Origin of the sequence: Shewanella waksmanii (assembly GCF_043643685.1) — a bacterium.
Classification (GTDB): domain Bacteria; phylum Pseudomonadota; class Gammaproteobacteria; order Enterobacterales; family Shewanellaceae; genus Shewanella; species Shewanella waksmanii_A.
In genome coordinates this window covers 88936-111449 of sequence record NZ_JBHZSN010000004.1, presented here as the reverse complement: position 1 = coordinate 111449, position 22514 = coordinate 88936, and the positions used below count along the sequence as shown (strand labels likewise).

At 44.6% G+C, this 22514-nt stretch carries 21 protein-coding genes; 12 read left to right on the top strand and 9 right to left on the bottom strand.

The window, feature by feature from the left end; all coding sequences use genetic code 11:
• Position 1: 1 nt before the first annotated feature.
• The 4 genes from ACHUFW_RS07420 to ACHUFW_RS07405 all read left to right on the top strand — a co-directional run bounded on the left by ACHUFW_RS07420 (position 2) and on the right by ACHUFW_RS07405 (position 3448).
• Complete coding sequence (locus tag ACHUFW_RS07420) at positions 2–823, top strand: thiazole synthase (RefSeq protein ID WP_394201876.1); 822 nt, start codon at positions 2–4, stop codon at positions 821–823.
• A 9-nt stretch (positions 824–832) separates the two neighbouring features.
• Positions 833–1945, top strand: coding sequence for a 2-iminoacetate synthase ThiH (gene thiH / locus ACHUFW_RS07415; protein WP_394201874.1), 1113 nt, complete (start codon positions 833–835; stop codon positions 1943–1945).
• A gap of 79 nt (positions 1946–2024) precedes the next feature.
• Positions 2025–2285 (top strand): chemotaxis protein, encoded by a 261-nt coding sequence (locus tag ACHUFW_RS07410; protein ID WP_394201872.1) that lies wholly within the window; start codon positions 2025–2027, stop codon positions 2283–2285.
• 2 nt (positions 2286–2287) lie between these two features.
• Positions 2288–3448 carry a putative metalloprotease CJM1_0395 family protein gene (locus ACHUFW_RS07405; protein ID WP_394201871.1) on the top strand — a complete coding sequence of 387 codons (1161 nt, stop codon included), beginning with the start codon at positions 2288–2290 and terminating at the stop codon, positions 3446–3448.
• 1 nt (position 3449) lies between these two features.
• Here the strand turns inward: ACHUFW_RS07405 and ACHUFW_RS07400 are convergent, their stop codons facing one another.
• The 8 genes from ACHUFW_RS07400 to cmoA form a co-directional block, all read right to left on the bottom strand.
• Complete coding sequence (locus tag ACHUFW_RS07400) at positions 3450–4352, bottom strand: LysR family transcriptional regulator (RefSeq protein ID WP_394201869.1); 903 nt, start codon at positions 4350–4352, stop codon at positions 3450–3452.
• 118 nt (positions 4353–4470) lie between these two features.
• Positions 4471–5562, bottom strand: a complete 1092-nt coding sequence (locus tag ACHUFW_RS07395; protein WP_394201868.1) for a DUF3541 domain-containing protein — start codon at positions 5560–5562, stop codon at positions 4471–4473.
• The gene (locus ACHUFW_RS07390) at positions 5516–7216 is read right to left on the bottom strand and encodes a hypothetical protein (RefSeq protein WP_394201866.1); all 1701 of its coding nucleotides are present in this window, start codon (positions 7214–7216) and stop codon (positions 5516–5518) included. The genes ACHUFW_RS07395 and ACHUFW_RS07390 overlap by 47 nt, the downstream gene beginning before the upstream one ends.
• Complete coding sequence (locus tag ACHUFW_RS07385) at positions 7179–8135, bottom strand: alpha-L-glutamate ligase-like protein (RefSeq protein ID WP_394201864.1); 957 nt, start codon at positions 8133–8135, stop codon at positions 7179–7181. The genes ACHUFW_RS07390 and ACHUFW_RS07385 overlap by 38 nt, the downstream gene beginning before the upstream one ends.
• Before the next feature lie 2 nt (positions 8136–8137).
• A complete protein-coding gene (locus tag ACHUFW_RS07380; RefSeq protein WP_394201862.1) occupies positions 8138–9643 on the bottom strand; it encodes a UUP1 family membrane protein in 1506 nt (501 codons plus the stop codon).
• A 14-nt stretch (positions 9644–9657) separates the two neighbouring features.
• A complete protein-coding gene (locus ACHUFW_RS07375; RefSeq protein ID WP_394201861.1) occupies positions 9658–10410 on the bottom strand; it encodes an ATP-dependent zinc protease family protein in 753 nt (250 codons plus the stop codon).
• 28 nt (positions 10411–10438) lie between these two features.
• Positions 10439–11431 (bottom strand): tRNA 5-methoxyuridine(34)/uridine 5-oxyacetic acid(34) synthase CmoB, encoded by a 993-nt coding sequence (cmoB, locus tag ACHUFW_RS07370; RefSeq protein WP_394201860.1) that lies wholly within the window; start codon positions 11429–11431, stop codon positions 10439–10441.
• Positions 11428–12159, bottom strand: coding sequence for a carboxy-S-adenosyl-L-methionine synthase CmoA (gene cmoA / locus ACHUFW_RS07365; protein ID WP_394201858.1), 732 nt, complete (start codon positions 12157–12159; stop codon positions 11428–11430). The genes cmoB and cmoA overlap by 4 nt, the downstream gene beginning before the upstream one ends.
• 185 nt (positions 12160–12344) lie before the next feature.
• Here cmoA and ACHUFW_RS07360 point away from each other — a divergent pair, with 185 nt between their 5' ends.
• The 6 genes from ACHUFW_RS07360 to ruvB all read left to right on the top strand — a co-directional run bounded on the left by ACHUFW_RS07360 (position 12345) and on the right by ruvB (position 20080).
• Positions 12345–15110: a transporter substrate-binding domain-containing protein gene (locus tag ACHUFW_RS07360; protein WP_394201856.1), complete on the top strand. Its 2766-nt coding sequence runs from the start codon at positions 12345–12347 to the stop codon at positions 15108–15110.
• A gap of 167 nt (positions 15111–15277) precedes the next feature.
• Positions 15278–17059 (top strand): aspartate--tRNA ligase, encoded by a 1782-nt coding sequence (aspS, locus tag ACHUFW_RS07355; RefSeq protein ID WP_394201854.1) that lies wholly within the window; start codon positions 15278–15280, stop codon positions 17057–17059.
• 66 nt (positions 17060–17125) lie between these two features.
• Positions 17126–17872, top strand: a complete 747-nt coding sequence (locus ACHUFW_RS07350; protein WP_394201853.1) for a YebC/PmpR family DNA-binding transcriptional regulator — start codon at positions 17126–17128, stop codon at positions 17870–17872.
• A gap of 14 nt (positions 17873–17886) precedes the next feature.
• Positions 17887–18408, top strand: a complete 522-nt coding sequence (gene ruvC / locus ACHUFW_RS07345; RefSeq protein ID WP_394201851.1) for a crossover junction endodeoxyribonuclease RuvC — start codon at positions 17887–17889, stop codon at positions 18406–18408.
• Between the two features lie 22 nt (positions 18409–18430).
• Positions 18431–19048, top strand: coding sequence for a Holliday junction branch migration protein RuvA (gene ruvA, locus ACHUFW_RS07340; RefSeq protein ID WP_394201849.1), 618 nt, complete (start codon positions 18431–18433; stop codon positions 19046–19048).
• Positions 19049–19066: 18 nt separating this feature from the next.
• Entirely contained in the window at positions 19067–20080 is a 1014-nt protein-coding gene (ruvB, locus tag ACHUFW_RS07335) for a Holliday junction branch migration DNA helicase RuvB (protein WP_394201847.1), read from the top strand.
• A gap of 58 nt (positions 20081–20138) precedes the next feature.
• Here ruvB and ACHUFW_RS07330 read toward each other — a convergent pair whose 3' ends face one another.
• Positions 20139–20660, bottom strand: a complete 522-nt coding sequence (locus ACHUFW_RS07330; RefSeq protein ID WP_394201845.1) for a hypothetical protein — start codon at positions 20658–20660, stop codon at positions 20139–20141.
• 432 nt (positions 20661–21092) lie between these two features.
• On the opposite strand from ACHUFW_RS07330, the gene ACHUFW_RS07325 reads away from it, so the two are divergent.
• Together ACHUFW_RS07325 and ACHUFW_RS07320 are read left to right on the top strand one after the other, a co-directional pair.
• Positions 21093–21554 carry a hypothetical protein gene (locus tag ACHUFW_RS07325; RefSeq protein WP_394201843.1) on the top strand — a complete coding sequence of 154 codons (462 nt, stop codon included), beginning with the start codon at positions 21093–21095 and terminating at the stop codon, positions 21552–21554.
• Between the two features lie 113 nt (positions 21555–21667).
• On the top strand, positions 21668–22447 hold the full coding sequence (locus ACHUFW_RS07320) for a fimbrial biogenesis chaperone (RefSeq protein WP_394201841.1): 780 nt from the start codon (positions 21668–21670) through the stop codon (positions 22445–22447).
• Positions 22448–22514 lie beyond the last annotated feature (67 nt).

Here is a 22514-nt window from a genome sequence, read left to right as displayed (position 1 = left end):
GATGGAAGATCAACTCGTTATTGATGGATTTAGTTTTAATTCACGTTTATTTACAGGTACTGGCAAGTTTAGCCACTCTGATGTGATGCTCGATGCGATTCGAACATCAGGATCTCAGCTCGTTACCATGGCTGTTAAACGCATTGATTTAAAACAGGGTTCCGATGATATTTTACAGCCGCTGATTGACGCAAATATCAAACTGTTACCCAATACCTCAGGGGCTCGTGATGCCAAGGAGGCGATATTGGTGGCGCAGCTTGCCAGAGAGATGATGGGCACGCATTGGGTAAAATTAGAGATTCATCCAGACCCCAAGTACCTAATGCCCGATCCGGTTGAAACCCTAATAGCCGCGAAAGCGCTTTGTGAACAGGGTTTTACTGTACTTCCATATGTTCATGCTGATCCTGTGCTTTGTCGTCGACTTGAAGAGGTGGGCTGTGCGGCTGTGATGCCACTAGCTAGCCCTATTGGTTCAAATAGCGGCATGCAAACCACGGCATTTTTAGAAATGATCATTGAGCAAAGTAATGTGCCTGTTGTTATTGATGCCGGAATAGGTCGACCATCACAGGCCGCAATGGCGATGGAGATGGGCGCAGATGCGGTGCTAGTGAATACCGCTATTGCCAGCAGTGCCAATCCAAGTGCGATGGCACAGTGTTTTGCTGATGCGGTAGAGTGTGGTCGTCAGGCCCATTTGGCGGGCTTGGGACAAGTGACCCGTCATGCAAACCATACAAGCCCACTCGATATAGGCTTAAGCACAGCTCAGCAACAATCAGCCAGTTTAACTGGTTTTTTAGATGAGCCAGCTTAGGAACTAGCCATGAGTTTTGTAGAGCAGTTTTCAGATCTTAATCGAGATGCGTTATCAATGCAGCTGTATTCCACCACAGCAGAGCAGGTTGAAGCTGCCTTGATTAATCCACGCGGCGATTTAACCAGTTTGTTGGCATTATTGTCACCGGCTGCGGAGCCCTATTTAGAGCAAATGGCTCAGGCGTCTGTGGCATTAACGCGGCAACGTTTTGGGGCAGCGTTAAACATGTATATTCCGCTGTATTTATCGAATTTGTGTGCCAACGAATGCGATTACTGCGGATTTAGCATGAGCAACAAACTAAAACGTAAAACCTTAACAGATGATGAGATTAGTGCTGAGGTTAAGGCGATTAAGCAATTGGGTTACGACTCGATTCTACTGGTATCTGGCGAGCATGAAACCAAAGTGGGTGTCGATTACTTTGTCAATGCACTGAAAATCATCAAGCCGCACTTTAATTATCTGGCGATGGAAGTACAGCCTTTAGCGACTGATGAATATCGTCAACTAAAGCAACAGGGGCTAGACGCGGTGATGCTATACCAAGAAACCTACCAACCACAGACTTATGCTCAGCATCATACTCGAGGTAAAAAGCGGGATTTTGCCAATCGTTTAAGTGCCCCTGAGCGGGTTGCCGAAGCTGGGGTAGATAAAATCGGTTTAGGGGTCTTGTTAGGTTTAGATGATTGGCGTCTTGATGCATTAATGATGGGGCATCAGTTAAGTTATCTAGAACAAAAATATTGGCGTAGCCGCTATAGTATATCGCTGCCTAGATTACGTCCTTGTACAGGTGGGATCACCCCAAAAACGATGTTAACAGACCGCGGGCTATTGCAGATGATATTTGCCTTTAGGTTATTCAACCATGAACTTGAAATTAGCCTATCGACACGTGAGACTCCAGCATTAAGAGATAAGCTATTTGCGCTTGGCGTCACTCATTTAAGTGCCGGTAGTTCAACCCAACCTGGTGGTTATGCAAATCAACAGCGCCAATTGGATCAATTTGAGATCAGCGATGATCGCTCCCCAAGCCAGATTGCTAATGTTATTCGCAGCTTAGGTCTCACGCCAGTCTGGAAAGATTGGCAAGGCCAGTGGAGTTGCTGATTTGACACTGAGTTTTGCTGTACTTTTGCCGCTAATTGGCCAATAATTACACTGTTTATAGTGGTAATTGGAGCAAAGCATGGAAATCCCATCAAGTTTTGCATCTGGCGTTGCTGGATTGCAAAGTGCACAGTCTGGGTTAACTCAGGCAACGGTTGATGTGGCAAAACCCAGTACCAATCAGGCAACTGCAACCGATTCAAATCGCCCTGTTGAGTCTACTGATAAAACCCAAGCGCTGGTATCAGCCCTTGAGTCAGGCCAACAGGCAGAAGCTGCTGTTGAAGTGATTGAAGCCTCAAATGAGACCTTAGGTACTATTATCGATTTAGAGGTTTAGTTATGGCTGGCGTATCGTTAGCGCCAAATCAATTTGCTTTGCCACCATCAGGTGGCAAAGCGGATGTCGCTCATTCGTTACATAGCACTTCAGCCGCTTCCGCTATAACTCAGAGCCAATCAAAATCTGAGCCTTCCTCTGTTAAATCACGTTCGCTGCAGCATAGCAGTGCTGAGATAAGACCCGTTAGTCCAGCGCCGGTTTCTTCAACAGTTTCTTCAGGTATCGACTCACCTAGCAATCGAGTATCAAGCACCTCTTCGAGTGCGGCTCAATCAAATAGCGCAAGCCAGTTTAGTTTGCAGCAAGGAGCCTTATCGGTAGATGGATTAGTCAATGTCAGTCAAACACCGGCTGAAGATGACAGTGGTACAAACAGCAACTCCTCTGGCGCACCACAGCAACAAACCGAGCCTGATGCTGCACAAGTTGAACAGGGCCAAGCGTCTGGTGTTAATACTGAAGAGTCATCTGATACAGAGGATTCTGACCAGCGTGATCAGCAACAGGCTGAGCGGCAAGATGCAGCAAAGGAGCAGCAAGCCAAACAGGAGTTAGATGCGTTAGCCAAGCGGGATGCTGAGGTGAGGGCACATGAACAAGCTCATGCCGCTGTAGGTGGTCAATATGCGGGCGCCCCTAGTTATTCCTACGAGCAAGGTAGCGATGGTAAGCGTTATGCGGTTGATGGTGAGGTTCAGATAGATGTATCTCCTATTGCAAACGACCCGCAGGCAACGGTCAATAAGATGCAAAAGGTTTATGCGGCAGCTATGGCACCGGTGCAACCGTCTATGGCAGATATTCAGGTTGCTAATGAGGCGATGCGTACCATGAACCAAGCCAAAGCTGAGTTGGCCAGTGATCGCAGCGAGCAGCTCAATGACGCCAATAGCGCCAATGAGCTGCAAGATAGTATTGAAAATCCTTTTGCGGGTAATTTTTTTGATTCTCAGATAGACGATCAAGGAAATATCACTTATCAACCGGCTTCAGATGAGCCAAGCCCTTTTGCTGATGCGATTGACAGTATCAATGTGCAGGTTAATCGGCAGCAAGCTGAATCTTCACCTAATGAGATACAACGCTTTGCGGCTGAAGTGTTATCTTCACGATACGAGCAAGGCGCTGGGCAAACCAATCAATTAGACTTACTGGTTTAATCTACTCCACTATCGACTGATGCTGTTCCAATATCAATTGTTCTAGCAACTGACTTGCAGGTCCTTGCTGGTTGCGATTGGGAACCACTAAACTGGTCATCACCCGTCGGCGAGTACCGCCTTTGAGGATTAACTTCGCTAAGGTGTTGTGTGCTAGCCCATCGGCCACTAAATGGTGCGGTATCCAACAAAAGCCTGTGGGTTGTTGTAAGACCAATAATGCCTCATGGAAGTTAGATACTGTCCATCGACGCTCCGCTTTTAACCAGCCGATGTCATCGGTATTTTTTAACCCAGTGTCTTTAATCACTATTTGTAGATGTTGCGATAAGGTGTGGTCGTCCACTTCTCCTTGGTGCTTAGCCAGCGGGTGGTCGGGGTGACAGACTAAAGTAAAATCTACTTCACACAAAGGCTCGATAAGGTGACCCACTGGAGGTAAACCACCGACAATGGCAAGGTCGACCGCTTGTTGATCTACCAACTCTTTGGTGCCATTAATCACCGAATCTAAAATGGTGACTCGCGTGCCTCGACTTTGAGATTCAAAGGCATTGAGTGCATTGACGAGGTAGTGGGTTGGATAGACAATTTCTCTAGCGATAGTCAGGGTAGGTTCCCAGCCACTGTCAAAGTTTCCTGCGAGTTGTTCAATTTCGCTAATTGTATGGGTTAGGGTGCGAGAGCGGCGAAGTAGCACCTCTCCAGCTTCGGTAAGCTGGGCTTTACGACCAACAACTTGCAGTAATTTGACCCCAAGTTGTTCTTGCAGTTTCGCCACCGCATGATTGAGAGATGATTGACTTCGATTGAGGTACGCAGCAGCTTGCGCATAGCCACCATGATCGATAACGGCTTGTAAAATTCGCCATTGTTCTAGTGTCGATTTTGCTCGATTTGTCATATAAAAAAATCCCATCACCTCGCTGAGTCAATGGGATTATACCAATCAGAATAAAGATTTGATCGCTCAGCGAGAATTTAGCGCTCCTGAGCCGATCAATCTCTTATCATCACAGGTTTTACTTTTCAGGTTTAACCGTGACTTGCTTTGGCAGATACTTTTTAGTCGCCTTTAGTTTATGGAAGTAAGGGCCTTTGTGAAGCTTCTCTGGCCATTCCAGTAACATCATCGCCAGTACATTTCGGTGTTCACCTAGTGCGAGATCTGGGTTGCCTCGTGGTGATTTAATGATGTTAGTTTCCACATCATAAGCGTTGACGATATGTTGCTGGGTGAGTTTGACGACGCGATGGTCACTTAACCCTGCTAAATGAAAACTGATCCCCACTTCAGCAATAATATCATCTGTCGCATCTTCGAGGATGCGCTCTATATTGGCATCAAAATAGTCGAGGATCCATGCAAACTCTTTAATATCGACTCGGTGTTGGTAATACTCACTTGCTGCAAAGATAAAGTGAGTTAACCCATAAATTTTATTGCGATATTGTTTTTTGCTTAGCTTTTCATCTTGATCATTTGGGTAAACTTCGTTGAAAGCGGTTTTGTACTCTTGTACATAATCACCTACACCGATTTGCTTAGCCCAATAGACATAATTAATTAACTGCGCCGCCCAAGCTTCAATCATGGCCTTATCGGTTAGACCTTTACGCAAATCAGTTTTCTTTAGCGCTGCGCGTAATTTATCGTCGCAGGGACCGACTAAGCCAAACTCATCGATACGGCTTGAAAATCTCAACAATACATCGGTGTAAAACAAAAATTCAGGAAATGGCTGCAAGGCTTTTTTTCGCGCCTTAGCACGTGGGCCGTTGCCAAGTACTGAAATAGCGCGCTCTGATTCGCTGTCGATAAAGCCAGGTTTATCAAGTTGGCAAGCATAGAAGGCTTGAGCTTCGGTGACTGCGTATAAATCGACGAGGGCAGCATTGGCATATTTCTCATCACCAGTCATGCGATATTGTCGGATACCGTAATGACCTTGAATTCTAGGTGGCAGTTGATACAAGTGATTTTCAAGGTTCATCTTAATGCCTTGGTATACTTGATCTGCGCTGACAGTTTGCTGTTTTTGCTCGGCAGATGCCAGTGGCGATACACTAAGAAGCGCAAGTACTAAGGTGCTTGTTTTCAGCAGCTTGTGCATGATTTATCCTTTCTATCAGTTGGGTCGGAGTCAGTGACTCATTGAGCAATAGCGTTAATATTGCTGTCAATGACAACGCATCTTCATTGATGAGTAATGCGTTAAAGATCGTGAGTTGATTTTGACACGGTTTATTGTATTGGTAAATGTAACGGCTCAGCGCGCTAAGCCACGCTTGTTGATAATAAACGGCACCTTGTTCTGCAATGCCATAAAAGTGATAGGGGTAGGCGTTCGCATCAGGCCATGATTGACCGAAACTATTGAAAAACTGCTGAGGCAGATCATCATACAAGTTAGCTTGTTCACTATAGAAGTTGAGGGCAACTTTAGCTCTAAAAATGCGTTGTTGCTGACGATAGTCAGCCAAAATAGCTTCTCTACTGCCTGGCTGAATGCTGGGCAATAGCTTTTCTGATAAATAATGGGTTAACCACAGCTGGCCAAGCTTTCTGATTGAGTCACGACTGGTACCTCGATTAAGCAGGTAATAAGGTTGTGAATAGCTCATCTCTTCTATTGCTTGCGCCATCACAGCAATGAATCTTTGCTGTTGCCGAAAGCTGTCTAATGTCGACGGTAAGGCGATATCAATCTGGGCAAACTGTTGACCTACCACACCGATACGACGCGTCATCAACTTGGGTTGTTTGGCAGGGCGGATAAATAACTCACCCAGTAAGCGATTATCCAACCATAAGCGGTGTTGGGATTGACCGATGTATTCAACGCTTAACCCAAAAGGTTTTAGTAATTGATAAACTTGTTGTAGTAGATTGTCTCTACTTGCTGTCTTCACTTTGGTCTTGTCAGCGAATTTCAGTACCTGGGGTAAATCCCACGGCGCCACAACTTGATGAGTGTGACCATCAAGGAATAATTTGACCTTTTCTGGGCTGGTTAAATAACTAAAGCTGAGATCAAAATTACTGGCTTGGGTGTAGCCATTGGCCTGCGCTTGTTGGGCTTTTATCTGCTTAATCTGTGTTAATGCGGCTTGATTTCGTATGACAGCCCGAGCTTGATAGGCTTGCCATACTTGCTGACGGCAGTCAGGATCAGATTGCCTGATTAAATAGTTAGCCACGTTGAGGTTTAATGGCGCACTTTCAGCTTGATTTTGCGGTGAAGCAATTTCACAGCGGGAGTCGCCAAATTGCAAACGAACATCGTGAGTGGCTAGGCCGCGTTTAATGGTGGCTTGAGCTGTATGTAGTTTTGATTTTGGTGTTTGTCCAAGTTGCTGTGAATTCAATTGGCTAAACTGCTGACCAAGTTGCTTGAGCTTGTTATCTACACTTTGACTCAGTGCATCAACGGTTAACGCCATGGTAGGTTGTTGCAAGAGCTGTTCGAATAAGTCTGCGAGGTGCAATTGGCACTGCAAAAGCTGTTCACGATGCTGGGGTTCAAGTGCGTAGTGACGATAATATTGCACGCTATCCCGCAGATTAACAATTGCGAGTAAATGACGCTCTAGCGGCACAATTTGGTGTTCAAGTGTCGGGAATGCTTGATTGGCTTGATCGTCAAAGTAGGTATCGTTATTAAAGGCGATACACTGATTATGAAGTAGGGTAATAGGCGAGACGGCAGCGACTGCTGCCGTCATACAACTAAGGCTGAGCAGTACTGCAGAAATGCTTCTTAGCATAGGCAACACGCTCTTCTACCGACATAGTGGTGTGTTTCATGTTTTCGACATGATGGAGAAACGGCAATATACCGCGGCCATTGGCAATTTGGATTGCCAGACCAGGACGTGCGTTTAGCTCTAGTAGCAATGGACCGCGTTTTTGGTCCAACACCATATCTGTGCCCAAATAACCGAGCTCACTCATTTCATAGGCCTTGGAAGCCGTATGTAATAGGGTGTCCCAATGAGGAACAGCAATATCGGTGAGCTTTTTGTTGGTGTCAGGATGGAAGTCGATCGGTTGGTCAAATTGCACAGCGTGCAGCCCTTGTCCGGTGCCAATGTCGACACCGACACCAACGGCGCCTTGGTGCAAGTTGGCTTTACCATCGGATGCGGCAGTTGATAATCGCAGCATGCCCATAATGGGGAAGCCTTTAAACACAATCAGGCGAATATCTGGCACGCCTTCGTAGGAGTAGCCGTCAAAGACCGGATCAAATTCAATTAACCCTTCAACAATGGCAACATCAGGATTACCACCCAGTGAAAATAGACCACTTAGCACGTTAGAGACGTGGCGATCCACTTCCGATGGCGTGACTTCATTACCATTAGGTTTGTAATAACGGCCATTCTCAACTTTAGTTACAACCAAAATACCTTTACCGCCAGAACCTTGAGAAGGTTTGATAACAAACCCTGTACGGTTATTGACCATTTCAGGTATGTGAGCGATTTCATGTTGCTCACTGACGGTGCCAATCAAATCAGGCACCGCTATGTCGTTGGCTAAGGCCAATTGCTTAGTCGTTAACTTATCATCCACGCGCTTATAAAATTTGCGCGGGTTATAGCGACCGATGAAGTCGATATTGCGTTTGTTCATCCCAAGTACACCTTGGGATGCCAACGATTTGGGGCGAGCAAATATCATATTTACTCCCCAGCCAATGGTTTAAAGCGACGTAGTTCAAGCAATTTGTAGCCGGTATACTGACCCATGAGTAACACCATAGCTAAAATCACCAAGTGAATACCTAAGAAGTTAAACACCCAATGTTGTACCCAAGATGCGCTCATAGCTAGGTAAGCTAATGTCGCGACAAACAAACTACCGCCACCTTGAACAAATACCTCTTTCGCGCCTTCTTCTTCCCAAAGAATGGACATTCTTTCAATTGTCCAAGCCAAGATGATCATTGGGAAGAAGGTGATGGTTAATCCTTCACTCAAACCAAACTTGTAAGATAGTAGGGTAAACAGGCCGATAATTCCGATGACCACAATGATCACCGCGGATATTCGCGATATCAGCAGCAAGTTAAGCTTAGATAAATAGGAGCGAATGGTTAGACCGAAAGCAACAATCAGTAAAAAACCAATTAAACCGGTTAATAGTGTGGTTTGGATAAATGCCAGTGCAATCAATACTGGCATGAAGGTTCCCGATGTCTTAATGCCAATAATCACCCGCAGGAACACCACCATTAATACGCCAATCGGGATGAGTAAAATACCTTTAAATAGGCTTTGCTCTTCAAGAGGCAGTTGGTAAAGGCTGAAATCCAATGCGTCATTATTCATCATCACATCAATGGACGTGGCTAATGCTGACCGTGTGTCTTGTAGCATTGAGAAATTAACTTGTGAGTTAATACCACCAATCACATCTAGGGTCGACTTGCCAGAGCGATCCCAAATAAGCAGATTATCTGGACGACCTTGGCTACCATCAACAGGGTTAAACAGATGCCATTGACCATCATGATAAACTTCTACAAAAGTCACTAGCTGTTGACGACGGCGCTGATCTTCTAAAAACAGGCCACTAACTGCTTGAGCTGGAATGCCTTTACTGTTTAGCATACGTACAAAAAGCTGTGCTGGACGGTTGCTGCTAAGTAACAGTTCGATGTTTTGGCTGCGCTCACTTGCCGTCAGTGCTTTATTGAGCTGCTGTGCAAAGGATAGGTTAGTTGCACTGCGTGACCACACTTCTTCAATGGCTTGTTCAGCTGCTGCTTGTTCTGTTGCAGGCCAGCTATATGGCTCAGGCGTTGCTGGCTCTTCTGTAGCAAGAATTTGTTTAACACCCGTTGGAATTAGGGTGACTTTATAATAAAGGTCTTGCTGACCACGCGCTTGTCGAATCGACCAAATCGCGCGGCGTCCTTCTTCATCACTCGTGATAGATAACCCATAACCTGGCGAGGTTGCATTTTCAACCAGTACTTCATAGGCAGGATCTTCGGGAAGTGAGAATGAAACCTCGGCAGGTTCGCCAGTTGCTTGAAAACGCACTTTGGCATCAACGGCCCAACTTTGCACTTGTTTGCCAGGCAAAAAAGGCACGTTATGTTCGATACCGCGGTAGATGCTCGCGGCTAGCCCTGAAATGAAAAGTAGGGCGACCAGAAGATAAAAAGGTTTTCTAGAATGCATTGGTCAAATTTTCCTTACTTGCTAGTCGCTTTTTCGACGGCAGGTTTTCCATGAATGTAGGTTTGGCTTACATCGACAACAGCTATGTCTTGCATAAACTTACGACCGAGCAGCAGCGGAAATTCTAGATGACTGCGATCAACGAGGTTAAGGTCAGTTTCTGCTTTGTACTTACCGATTTGTAGATGTGCATGAATAACCGGACGACGGTCACTATTCTCATTGGCATCTTGCTTAATTCTCACAAAACGCTCGACTTTAGATTCAAAGGTTTGTGCTGGGTTATCTTCACCCAGGGTAAAAACATCAAAGCGAACCCATTGTTTACCGTCGCGCTCAAATAAAATGATATTGCGAGCATCTAATGATGATGACTCCGCACCGGTATCGATACGGGTTTTGAAGCGGGCTTTGACTTCATCAATATAAACATGTTCTGTGGCGCCAAGAATAAACTTATCGCCAATCGGTGACACATCACATTCGACTTCTACGGGAATGACTTGAGCATCTTTAGGTTGTTGTTTTTGATTCAAGTCTGCTAACTGGGTTTGCAGTGATTTTACTTCGTCAGTTAACGCGGTCAGACTTTGCTGCTGCGTTTGTTGGTTGTTTTCAATAATCTTAACTATTTGAGCCTGCTGAGCTTCAAGCTGACTGTCTAATGTTGCTGCATCGACTGGAACCGGCATGTTATCGGTGTTTGACTTGGCTGCACAGCCTGTCAAACCAGCGATAACGGCTAGGGTGATAATCTTTTTCAACATAGTCCTGTGTTTCCCATTTACTCTTTGTTTAGATTAAATCTTTATTTGGCTGATTTTTTTTAGCGACAAAGGTAGCACGTTTAGGTGCTGGATACCCTTCAATTGTCTGACTTATATCGTTAGGGTCTAAATAATCAACTAATGATTCATTTGGCATCCAATCGGTACTGCGTTGTTCGGCCAATGATGTCACATCAATGTCGACACATTTCACATCGATAAAATCAGCTTTTTTAAGCCATAGCTCAAGGGCTTTTGCCGATGGAATAAACCAAGTGTTATTCATTTTCCCGTAACGATCGCTAGGCACCAATACGGTATTTTCATCACCATCGATAACTAAGGTTTCCAATACAAGTTCGCCCCCAGTACGCAATTGATCTCGTAATTGGAACAGGTGATCGATAGGTGAGCGGCGGTGATACAGCACGCCCATTGAAAATACGGTATCAAAGGCATCTAGTGGCGGTAGCTGTTCAATGCCGATAGGTAATAGATGCACTGGATGGTGATCGCCTGCTAGACGTTTTACCGCTTCAAACTGGCACAAAAATAACACTGATGGGTCAATACCGACTACATGCTTAGCGCCTTCGCCTAACATTCGCCACATGTGGTACCCGCTACCGCACCCCACATCCAGTACAGTGCGATTCTCTAGTGGGCTGATATGGGGTTGTACTCGTTCCCATTTCCAATCTGAGCGCCATTCAGTATCAATGTCGACGCCGTGTAGTGAAAATGGCCCTTTGCGCCAAGGCGTGAAAATTCTTAGTAGGTTTTCAAGTTTTTGCTTTTCGCCTTCACTAAGCTGGTTGCCGCTGCCAACGGTGACCGAGTTTTTAAAGTCGAGTGTATCAGGAGTAGGGTAATGGAGTTTGTTTAGGACTTTTTCCCACTTTGGCAAACTGCCGTGTTTATGGTCTCGTTGCCATTGCCCCAAAATACTGGGGAGAGTCTCTAGCCAATGTTGCAGGCTAGAGTCAGAAATTTGTTTGTAGAATGAACTAAAACTGATCACTTTATTGCCACCATAGATGCAAAATTAAAACATTGATACCAAATATTGGTGTGCTCAAATCCTTGTGCGTTTAGCCGCTCAATATGAACTGGCAATGAATCGGGCTTCATCACATGTTCAAGTGAGCTTCGCTTTTGGCTTATTTCTAGCTCGCTATAGCCGTTGGCTCGCTTAAAGTCTAAGTGTAAGTCGTCTAAAAGGGTTTGAATTTTTTGGTCTTCGAAATAGAGCTTTTCTGATAAAACAAGCATACCGCCGGGATTAAGCCCTTGGTGTATTTTTCTCAGTAAGTTGTCGCGATCGGTAGGTGCTAGGAACTGCATGGTGAAATTAAGTACCACCATAGAAGCATTTTCTATTTCTATATCACGAATATCGCCACAAATAAGATCTACCGGTGTATCGCTTACATAGGCTGATAGATTTTGCTGACAACCTTGAGTCATGGCTTCGCTGTTATCCACTGCTACGATTGTGGCCTGGCGGCCTTGTATTTTTCGGCGAATGCTAAGTGTTGCAGCGCCCAATGAACAGCCTAAATCGTATACTCGACTATTAGCAGTGACATATTTATCTGCAAATTCACCGATAGTGCTGATTATTTGGCCGTAACCAGGTACTGAACGCCTGATCATATCGGGAAAAACGCCGGCAACTTTATCGTCGAATTGAAAGTCGCTGATATGTTCGCAGGCTGTCGCGTAGATGGTGTCTTGTGCTGATTTCATTGGATAGTACTGGTTAATTTCAACAGGTTATTCTAGCGAATGATAACTGTTGTCAGCAAGGCTAGTACTGGAAATTATAGATAAAATTTTGTCTAATAGCCTTATTACAACATTCATGTCACATCGTATTGACGTTCAAGGTCTGCAAGTTGAAAAATTTTCTCTTCATGTTGGGATGGTCGCTAGTGTTAGTTTTGCTATCTGCGACGGTATGTGCTGAAACAAAACAACCCTTAGTACTGGTAATGGGCGAAGACAGCTATCCCTACCAGTTTGTAGACGAAAGTGGCCAACCAAAAGGGGTACTGGTTGACCTTTGGCAGGAGTGGTCGCGGGTGACTAATACACCTGTAGTATTTGTTGCACGTCATTGGCAAGACTCGTTAAAACAATTAGCACGCGGTGATGCCGATATTCACATTGGCATGGCTAAAAATGCAACACGTCAACAACATTATGATTTTGCTAAACCCATTGCTGAGTTAAGTACCTATTTATATTTACGATCTTCACTTGCTGGTAAGCGACAATTATCTGAATTATTGCCTTATAAGATTGGTGTCGTAAAAGGTTCAGCTCACGCCAGTACGTTGTTGGAATTGGAACCAAGGTTGGCGGTCGTTGAATATGAAAACCGTACCGAGTTACTGGCAGCGGTTTTACGCAACGAGCTTGATATATTCGGTAACATGGAAGGTTACTTGCGAGATCAGTCAGTTAATAGAATTATCGTTGAGCAATTTCCATTAAATCAGCGGATTAGCATCGATAACATCAATGTTGTACCGGCGGTTGTGAAGGGCAGAACCGAGCTTATTGATAAAATTAATCAAGGCTTTTCCGAGATAAGCCAGTCACGTCAAAACCAAATTAAGAAATTATGGCTTGGATACAGTAACAGCGCTGATGCGCTGGTGATTTCAACTACCGCAGGTATTGAACCTTTTGTGGATATTGATGCTGATGGCCAGCCCCATGGTATGTATATCGACTTATGGAAGCTCTGGTCGCAAAAAACTGGCATTAATATCAGTTTTCGCGCCGGCAACATGAAGCAGACGTTGGGCGATGTGATGCAGGGGCGCAGTGATATCCATATTGGTTATCCTGAAAGTGAGTCAATGAACACGGGTTTAACGCGCGCTCACCGTCTGTATCAAGTAAAAAGTCGGTTGTTTAGCTATCAAACGCCCATAACAGATTTAGCTCAGCTAAAAGGTCAGCGTATCGGAGCGGTACCCACTGCGCCCTATTTAGATAAATTAAGGGAAGTGCTACCTGAATCGCAGTTAAAACTGTATCAGGGTGTCGATCAAATGATTGAAGCGGCACAAAATGGTCATATAAAGGCGTTTGTCGCGTCGTCTGCTTGGACACATCACTATTTAATTAGTTTAAAAGTTTGGGGTGATTTCCATCAATATATTCCTCTTGAATTCACTACCGATATCTTTGCGTTGACCCGTAAAGAAGATGTCGGCTTAACGGGGCGCATTGCGGCTGGATTCAATTTGATATCACAGCGGGAGTTGATTGATATTGAGCGAAAGTGGGTACTGGATAGAAATGATCACACTTTTACGACTGAGCGAAGTTTATTGTCGTTGACACCCGAGCAGCAGCAAATAGTAGCGCAAGCGCCAGTGCTTAAAGTGGGCTTTATCGACAATTGGCAGCCGATGGAATTTGAGGGCAGCAATGGTGAGTATGCCGGCATAAATGGTGAAGTTTTTGCGTACTTAGAAAAAGGATTAGGATTTAAGTTTGAAGCGGTCGCATTTAGTCGTTGGCAAGATTTAATCGAGAGCCTAAAGCGAGGAGATATTGATATTGCAGGTAGTGTGGCTAAAACCCCCGAGCGCGCCTCAAGTTTATTGTTTACTCAGTCCTACTGGCCATCGCCTTGGGCATTAGTGACGCACCTCGATAAAGTATCGTTATTTAGTTTAAAGGAACTAGCAGGGCAGCGTTTAGCCGTTGTTGAAGGCTATCATTTAGTCAATCGATTAATGTCTGATGAGTTGGATATTGATTTAGTGCTGGTGCCAGATACTCGGGCCGGGATTGAAGCTGTATCCCAAGGTAAGGCTGATGCCTTTGTAGAGAAAGTGCTTAATATGGCATTTGAGCTGACTGCAGAAGAATATAACAGTTTAAAAATGTCTGTTTTAGCAGATTTTTCTGAGCAGCAAAGCCATATCGGGCTTCACCCGAGACACAGCGAATTACTGCCTGTTTTAAATATTGGTGTTGCTAGTATCACGTCTGAGCAGCGACAACAAATATACCAACACTGGGTGAAACCGACACAAAACAGTCAGAGCTTTTTTAACTCCAAGTGGTGGTGTGGTTACGTAATATTGGCGGTGTTAACTGTGCTGTTATGTGCCTTAGCATTGTTACTTATCGTGTCTCGATATCGTAAGCTTTCTAAGGCACTAATGGCCGAAAAAGACAGTGCATCTCATATCGATTTTTTAACCCAGTTGCCAACGAGAATTATTTTAGATGACAGATTAGAGCAAGCTATTTTGCATCATGCCCGCGAAATGCAGCGTTTTGGGTTGTTGTTTGTCTCTATCGACAATCTAAAGCAGATTAATCAGTCATTGGGGCATAGTGCAGGCGACAGACTGATTGTACAAATTTCCTCTGAATTAAAAGCCTTGCTCCGAAATTCAGATACCTTAGCTCGCTTTAGTCACAATGAGTTTGTTATTGTGCTTAATCGAGTTCAAGATTTAGATAAAGTGTGTCAACTCGCCGATGGCGTCTTAAGACAGTTGAATAAGCCTTTTACTATTGACGAGAAAACCGTCAACGTGTCGGTTAGTATCGGGGTGGCTTGTTATCCTAATGATGGCGATAGTGCCGTTGAATTATTGCGTAAAGCTGATGGATTGATGTCTAGGGCGAGGGAGTGCGGCGGAAACTGTTATCGAACCGCTTGATGACCGTTTAACCGTGCGCTTTGCTGGTAAATTGCACAAACCCACTCTTTGTCACGTGCTTTAGTGATGAAGTTGTTTTGAATCGGGCATTAATTCACTATAATGCCGCTTTTATCATGTTATTGAATATTCCCAGATAAGAATTTGTGGATGTAAGGAAAAGAAAGATGCGCAGTCATTATTGTGGAGACGTCAACCGGTCTCATGTTGGAGAAGAAGTCACTTTAGTTGGTTGGGTCAACCGTAGCCGTGATTTAGGTGGGGTTGTGTTTCTAGATCTGCGTGATCGTGAAGGTGTTATTCAGGTGGTATATGACCCAGACTTGCCTGAAGTTTTTGAAGTAGCCAGTACCTTACGTGGTGAGTTTTGTGTGCAAGTCACCGGACTTGTTCGTGCACGTCCTGATAGTCAAATTAATAGTGACATGCGCACCGGTGAAATTGAAGTATTGGGTAAAGGCCTAACTATTCTCAATGCTGCTGCGCCACTGCCAATTAACATGGATAAAAACCAGCACAATACTGAAGAGCAGCGATTAAAGTATCGCTACCTTGATTTACGTCGCCCAGAGATGGCTGAGCGTATTATTTTCCGCTCTAAAGTGACAAGTGCTGTACGTCGTTTCCTTGATGGTAATGGCTTTTTAGATATTGAAACGCCTATTTTGACCAAGGCTACGCCAGAAGGCGCACGAGATTACCTAGTGCCAAGCCGTACTTATAAAGGTCAATTCTTTGCATTACCTCAAAGCCCACAGTTGTTTAAACAATTGTTGATGATGTCAGGGTTTGATCGCTATTACCAAATCGTCAAATGCTTCCGTGACGAAGATTTGCGTGCAGATCGTCAGCCAGAATTTACCCAAATTGATATCGAAACTTCGTTCATGACATCAGATCAAGTGATGGCAAAAACAGAAGAGATGACTCGTTCATTGTTCCAAGAGTTGCTCAACGTTGATCTTGGTGAGTTTCCACGCATGACATTTGCTGAAGCAATGAAGCGTTATGGTTCAGATAAACCTGACCTACGTAACCCGCTTGAGCTTATCGATGCTGCGGATATTTTAAGCGAAGTTGAATTCAAAGTTTTCCAAGGCCCAGCGACTGACCCAGAAGGCCGTGTCGCGCTATTATGTGTGCCAGGTGGCGCTAAGCTATCTCGCAAGCAGTTGGATGAGTACGCCAAGTATGTCGGCATCTACGGTGCAAAAGGTCTAGCTTGGATGAAAGTTAACGATCTCGCCGCAGGCATGGAAGGTGTGCAGTCGCCAGTGCTTAAGTTCTTAAATGAAACTGTGGTAAATGCACTACTAGCGCGCACTAATGCGAAAGACGGTGACTTGATCCTATTTGGCGCAGACAAAGCTAACATCGTTGCAGAAGCTATGGGCGCATTACGTTTAAAAGTCGGTGAAGACTTTGACCTAGTCTCTGATGAGTGGAAACCGCTATGGGTCGTTGATTTCCCAATGTTCGAACGCACATCAGACGGTGGTTTACATGCGATGCACCACCCATTTACCGCGCCTACTGGTATTACTCCTGAAGAGCTTGAAGCCGATCCAACTGCCGCTATTTCTGATGCTTATGACATGGTACTTAATGGTTGTGAGCTTGGTGGTGGTTCAGTTCGTATTCACGACAGTAAGATGCAGTCAGCGGTATTTAGAATTCTTGGCATCAACGATGAAGAAGCTAATGAAAAGTTTGGCTTCTTATTAGAGGCGCTACGCTATGGTACTCCTCCACATGCGGGTCTCGCGTTTGGTTTAGATCGCATCATTATGTTGATGACTGGTGCTAGCTCTATCCGCGATGTGATGGCATTCCCGAAAACAACCACAGCCGCTTGTCCGTTGACTAACGCGCCAGGTTTTGCAAACCCTGCTCAGCTAGAAGAGTTAGGTGTTTCTGTGGTTGCCGCAGAGGATTCAGAGCAGCAGTAATAGACAAAACCACTGCGTTGGGATGTACTCAACGCAGTGTCAGTTTACCCACTTGAAGGAGAACACATGGCTGGACACAGTAAATGGGCCAATATTAAGCACCGCAAAGCCGCACAGGATGCCAAGCGTGGCAAGCTGTTTACCAAGTTTATCCGTGAGTTAACCGTCGCTGCCCGTGAAGGTGGCTCAGATCCTGATTCAAACCCTAGATTACGAGCGGCCATTGATAAGTCTTTGTCGAATAATATGACCCGCGATACCGTTGAGCGCGCCATAAAACGTGGTGCAGGTGAGCTTGATGGTCAAGTATTAGAAACCATTATGTATGAAGGTTATGGTCCCGGCGGCACTGCTGTGATGGTTGAAACCATGACAGATAACCGTAATCGTACTGTGTCTGGCGTGAGAAACGCGTTTAGCAAGTCAGGTGGCAATTTAGGAACCGATGGTTCTGTCAGTTATCTGTTTAGCAAGCGTGGCGTCATTTCATATCCTGCTGGCATCGATGAAGAGCAAGTGATGGATGCGGCATTAGAAGCAGGCGCGGATGATGTGGTGACTTATGATGATGGCGTCATTGATGTATTTACCACGCCAGAAGATTTTGGTGCAGTTAAAGATGCACTTGATGCACAGCAGCTAAGCTCAATCAATGCAGAAGTCACCATGATACCGTCCACCAAAGCCGAGTTAGATGCAGCTACCGCACCTAAATTTTTACGTTTGATTGATAACCTTGAAGATCATGATGATGTGCAGGAAGTCTATCATAACGCTGAAATTTCAGATGAAATCATGCAAGGCTTAGAATAGGCAACCTATAAAACATGCCGATAATATTGGGGATCGATCCTGGTTCTAGGGTGTGCGGTTACGGGGTGATTCAATGCCAAGGCCGCCAGCAAATTTATCTCGGTAGTGGCTGTATCCGCACCCAATCTGGCGATCTTCCCAGCCGGTTAAATATCATTTTTAATGGTGTTACCGAAATCATCAAACAATATCAGCCTGATGAGTTTGCCATTGAAAATGTCTTTATGGCCAAAAACGCTGACTCAGCGTTAAAACTTGGTCAAGCACGTGGTGCAGCGATTGTTGCAGCAACCCATGCAGAACTGCCTGTATCAGAGTACACCGCAACTCAAATTAAAAGTGCTGTAGTTGGCACCGGTCGTGCACAAAAAAGCCAGGTTCAACATATGGTTCAGCAGATATTTAAATTAAACTCTGCGCCGCAAGCTGATGCAGCCGATGCACTGGCTGTCGCATTATGCCACTACCATACTTATCAAGGGTTGATAGCCATGGGTGGAAAGGCTAAATCACGTAGCTATGGTCGTTATAAATAAAGATAAATATTAAGGATTTATTATGTTGGGTAGATTAAGGGGCGTATTAGTAGAAAAACAAGCTCCAGAAGTGTTAATCGATGTCTCTGGTGTTGGTTATGAAGTGCAGATGCCATTAACTAGCTTTTACGAACTGCCCGAGCTCAATAAAGAAGCCGTTATTTATACCCATTTTGTGGTGCGTGAGGATGCTCAACTGCTCTACGGTTTTATTACCAAGCAAGAACGAGCATTGTTTCGTTTATTAATCAAAGCTAATGGCGTTGGGCCTAAACTTGGTTTAACTATTTTATCAGGTATGACGGCGGCAGAGTTTGTTAAGTGTGTTGAACATGATGACATTGCGACATTGGTTAAGCTGCCTGGGGTTGGTAAAAAGACGGCTGAACGATTGCTGGTTGAGATGCGCGACAAGCTGAAAACGCTGATGGAAGCATCAGTTGGCTCCGAGAGAGAGTTTGTATTGCAATCTAATTACACGCCAGCACCTGTGGTGAATACAGCAGAAGAAGATGCTATTGCAGCGTTGCTCAGCTTAGGGTATAAGCCTGCTCAAGCCAGTAAGGCGGTGTCTAGTGCTTTTGAAGAAGGCATGGACTCAGAGGCCTTGATTAAGGCATCATTAAAATCAATGCTATAACGAAGGCGCTAAATTGAAATGATAGAAGCAGATCGGTTAGTTCACGCTCAAGCGCAGGAATTTGAAGAGCGAGATGAACATATTGATAGGGCAATGCGACCTAAGTTACTTGATGAGTATACTGGTCAAGATGATACGCGTGCGCAACTAAAAGTGTTTATTGAAGCGGCGAAAAAACGGCATGAAGCATTAGATCATATGTTGATCTACGGGCCTCCAGGTTTGGGAAAAACGACTCTTGCAATGATTGTCGCCAATGAAATGGGAGTCAATATTAAGTCGACCTCCGGGCCTGTGCTTGAAAAAGCGGGGGACTTAGCTGCGTTGCTGACTAACCTTGAAGAAGGTGATGTGCTGTTTATTGATGAAATTCATCGATTAAGCCCCGTTGTTGAAGAGATCCTCTATCCAGCTATGGAAGACTATCAACTGGATATTATGATAGGCGAGGGGCCAGCAGCACGTTCAATTAAATTGGATTTGCCACCGTTTACGCTGATTGGAGCTACAACGCGCGCCGGTGCGCTAACCTCGCCATTGCGCGCTCGTTTTGGTATTCCACTGCGCTTGGAGTTCTACAATGTCGTCGATTTGAGCAGTATTGTTGCACGCTCTGCTCAAGTGATGACACTTCCCATTGATGCAGATGGCGCTACCGAAGTTGCTAAGCGTTCTCGTGGTACACCCCGAATAGCGAATAGATTGCTTAGGCGTGTAAGAGATTATGCCGAAGTAAAGCATGATGGTGTGGTAAGTCAGCAAGTTGCAGAAGATGCGTTGAATATGCTTGATGTTGACGCCGAAGGTTTTGATTACATGGATCGCAAGTTGTTGTTAGCCATTATCGATAAATTTATGGGCGGCCCCGTTGGTTTAGATAATCTCGCAGCAGCAATAGGGGAAGAGCGGGAAACTATTGAAGATGTGTTAGAGCCGTTTTTGATACAACAAGGCTTTATTCAACGTACGCCGCGAGGACGAATCGCGACCGCAAGAGCCTATAGTCATTTTGATATGATTAAAGCAGAATAAAAAAAGCAGCCTTTGGCTGCTTTTTTATGCATTTTTACCTAAGTGATGCTCTAGGCGATTATTGCTCGGTAACTTCCAGAACATACTGCGGTAAACGCAAACCGGAATCTGCCTTTTTACCCGCAACCACTTTAGCGCCGATCTCTAAGTATTCCCCAGTGGGCCCCGGATTATCTAGGTCGACCGCTGGGAAATTTTTCAAGGTTTTACCTTTGTAACGGACTCTAAGGGTCTTTAAATTGACTTTATTTTCATTGCCTAACTGATAAAAGTTAATCGTTATCGGAAGATCAGTGTCTGAGGTAATAAAATACTGGCCGTTATGGTAGTCATTATCGAGCAACGTGACGTTGGTAGCGCTACCTAAGTTACCTTTCCAATTAACCACCACAATTGAACTACTGGTAGCATTTTTAACCACCGCAGGATATTTCAGTGGCTGGATCTCCGTAATGGAAATTTGTCCCCATACAGGCTTGATGAGCAAAGCGCTTGCGAGTCCAAGTGCAAGGGCAATTTGAACATTTACTAGTAAACGTGGCATTTTCTTGCTGATTTCTAACAATAACGGCTTCCGCATATCGTACTTGTTGTTATGCAAACACACCTTATAAGCTGCCATGAAAGGATAGTTTAATACAAGCTTTTGGTTGATTTATCTAAATAAAACAAAAGTTAATAACATATTCCATTAAGAGATAAGAGTAGGAGTAAGACTAAAGTCTAACGATTTTTCACTTGTAAGCTCACATTGTAACCGCTTTCACCCGTATAACTGACCAAAATACTCAAGTTTATCGATATTTACCACTAAAAAAGAAAATCATTTGTAAACAGCTTGTAAATAAAGTGTTGCTAATTGTTTCTACTTTGATAGGGTAATTGCCATGGCACAGCTTAAAGTGCCTTTTAAACATCGACTTATACGGGATCAAGGAAGAGCGGAGTCAGCAACGGAAGGGCTGGGTGTGAGTGATAATAATAAGACGTACTACTTATGGAACTCAAAATAATGAAAAAAAGACTTCTGACTACTGCTGCTTCTGTGTTATTTTTTGCTGGACAAAGTGCTGCTGAGCAAGCCACCGGCACGGCACAGTTTAAACTAGTTCAGCCTATCACCGTAACTGAAACCACTGTGATGGAATTTGGTAACATTGATATCTCTGCAGATGGCAATTGTACCCTAGACTATGCTAATGCTGTCACTGGTGCAGCGTGCTTAGCTGGCGGTAACGCTGCGGCATCTGGTGTTTTCGCCATTACTGCCAATGATGGTAATGTTAATGTAACCCTTTCTGGTGCTGATACATCAGTTGCTGGTGTTACCTTTACGCCATCAATCGCCTCTAGCACAGTGACTGTTTCATCGAATACTGCCACAGTAGTTGTAGGCGGCTCTATCGATGTAGTAGCAGCTAGCGCCACTTCAGGTGACCAGACTATTAGCTACACTGTAGACGTTGTTTATTAATTTAAGCAGATAAAAATGGCGCCCTAAGTGTTGTTAGGGCGCACAAAATGCTCGAAGTAAGCTAACCAATAATATTAATGAGTTCGACTCATATAAACTAGCTGGGCGTGATTATGAAGAGATCTATTTTAGGCTGTTTAGCCTTGTTTTTTGTCATATCTAACGTTAATGCCAACCTACTTGTTACTCCTACCCGTGCAGAACTAGATGATAAACGGCAGAAAAGTGCCATTTTCTCATTGGTTAATAAAGGCAGTGTGACCTCCCGTTACAACATCTATTTTCAAGATAAACGTCAGCTACCCACAGGTGACTACCAATCGGTTGATGGCAAAGGCGTCTTGGCGAAATATGTGCGTTATTCTCCTAGAAGAATCACCCTCGATCCCGAGCAAGGCACAAGAGTCAGAGTGGCGTTGAGATTGCCAAAAGGAGTAAAACCTGGCGAATATCGTAGTTATTTGGTGTTTAATCAAATTCCGCTTACTGAAGCCGAATCGACTTCGTCAAGTGATGATAACCAGTCGCTTTCTTTAAGTATCTCTGCTGTGTTAAGAATTTCAGTGCCAGTGGTGCTTCGTGTCGGGGAGTTGAACAGCGAGGTTGAAATCGCCACTGGGCAACTTAACCCACAAACCAATAATGTATCAGTGACCTTAGCGAGAGCGGGGAGCCGTAGCACCTATGGTGATATCGAAGTGCTCACTGAAGTTGACGGTAAAAAGCAGACTATAGGTAGTTACAAAAATGCGGCCTTATACACAGAAATCTCTGAACGTAATTTTGCAGTTTCTTTAGACAGCGCTGTTGAAGCTTCAACTAAATTGTGGGTGCGATACAGTGAAAGTGACCAACTACCCAACCCACAGGTGATTGAATACGCGTTAAATTAATCTGCTAATGGTCGGGACCAACAAGCAAAAAAACAATCTTCAGCACTGGGTCGTTTATCCAGCGCTA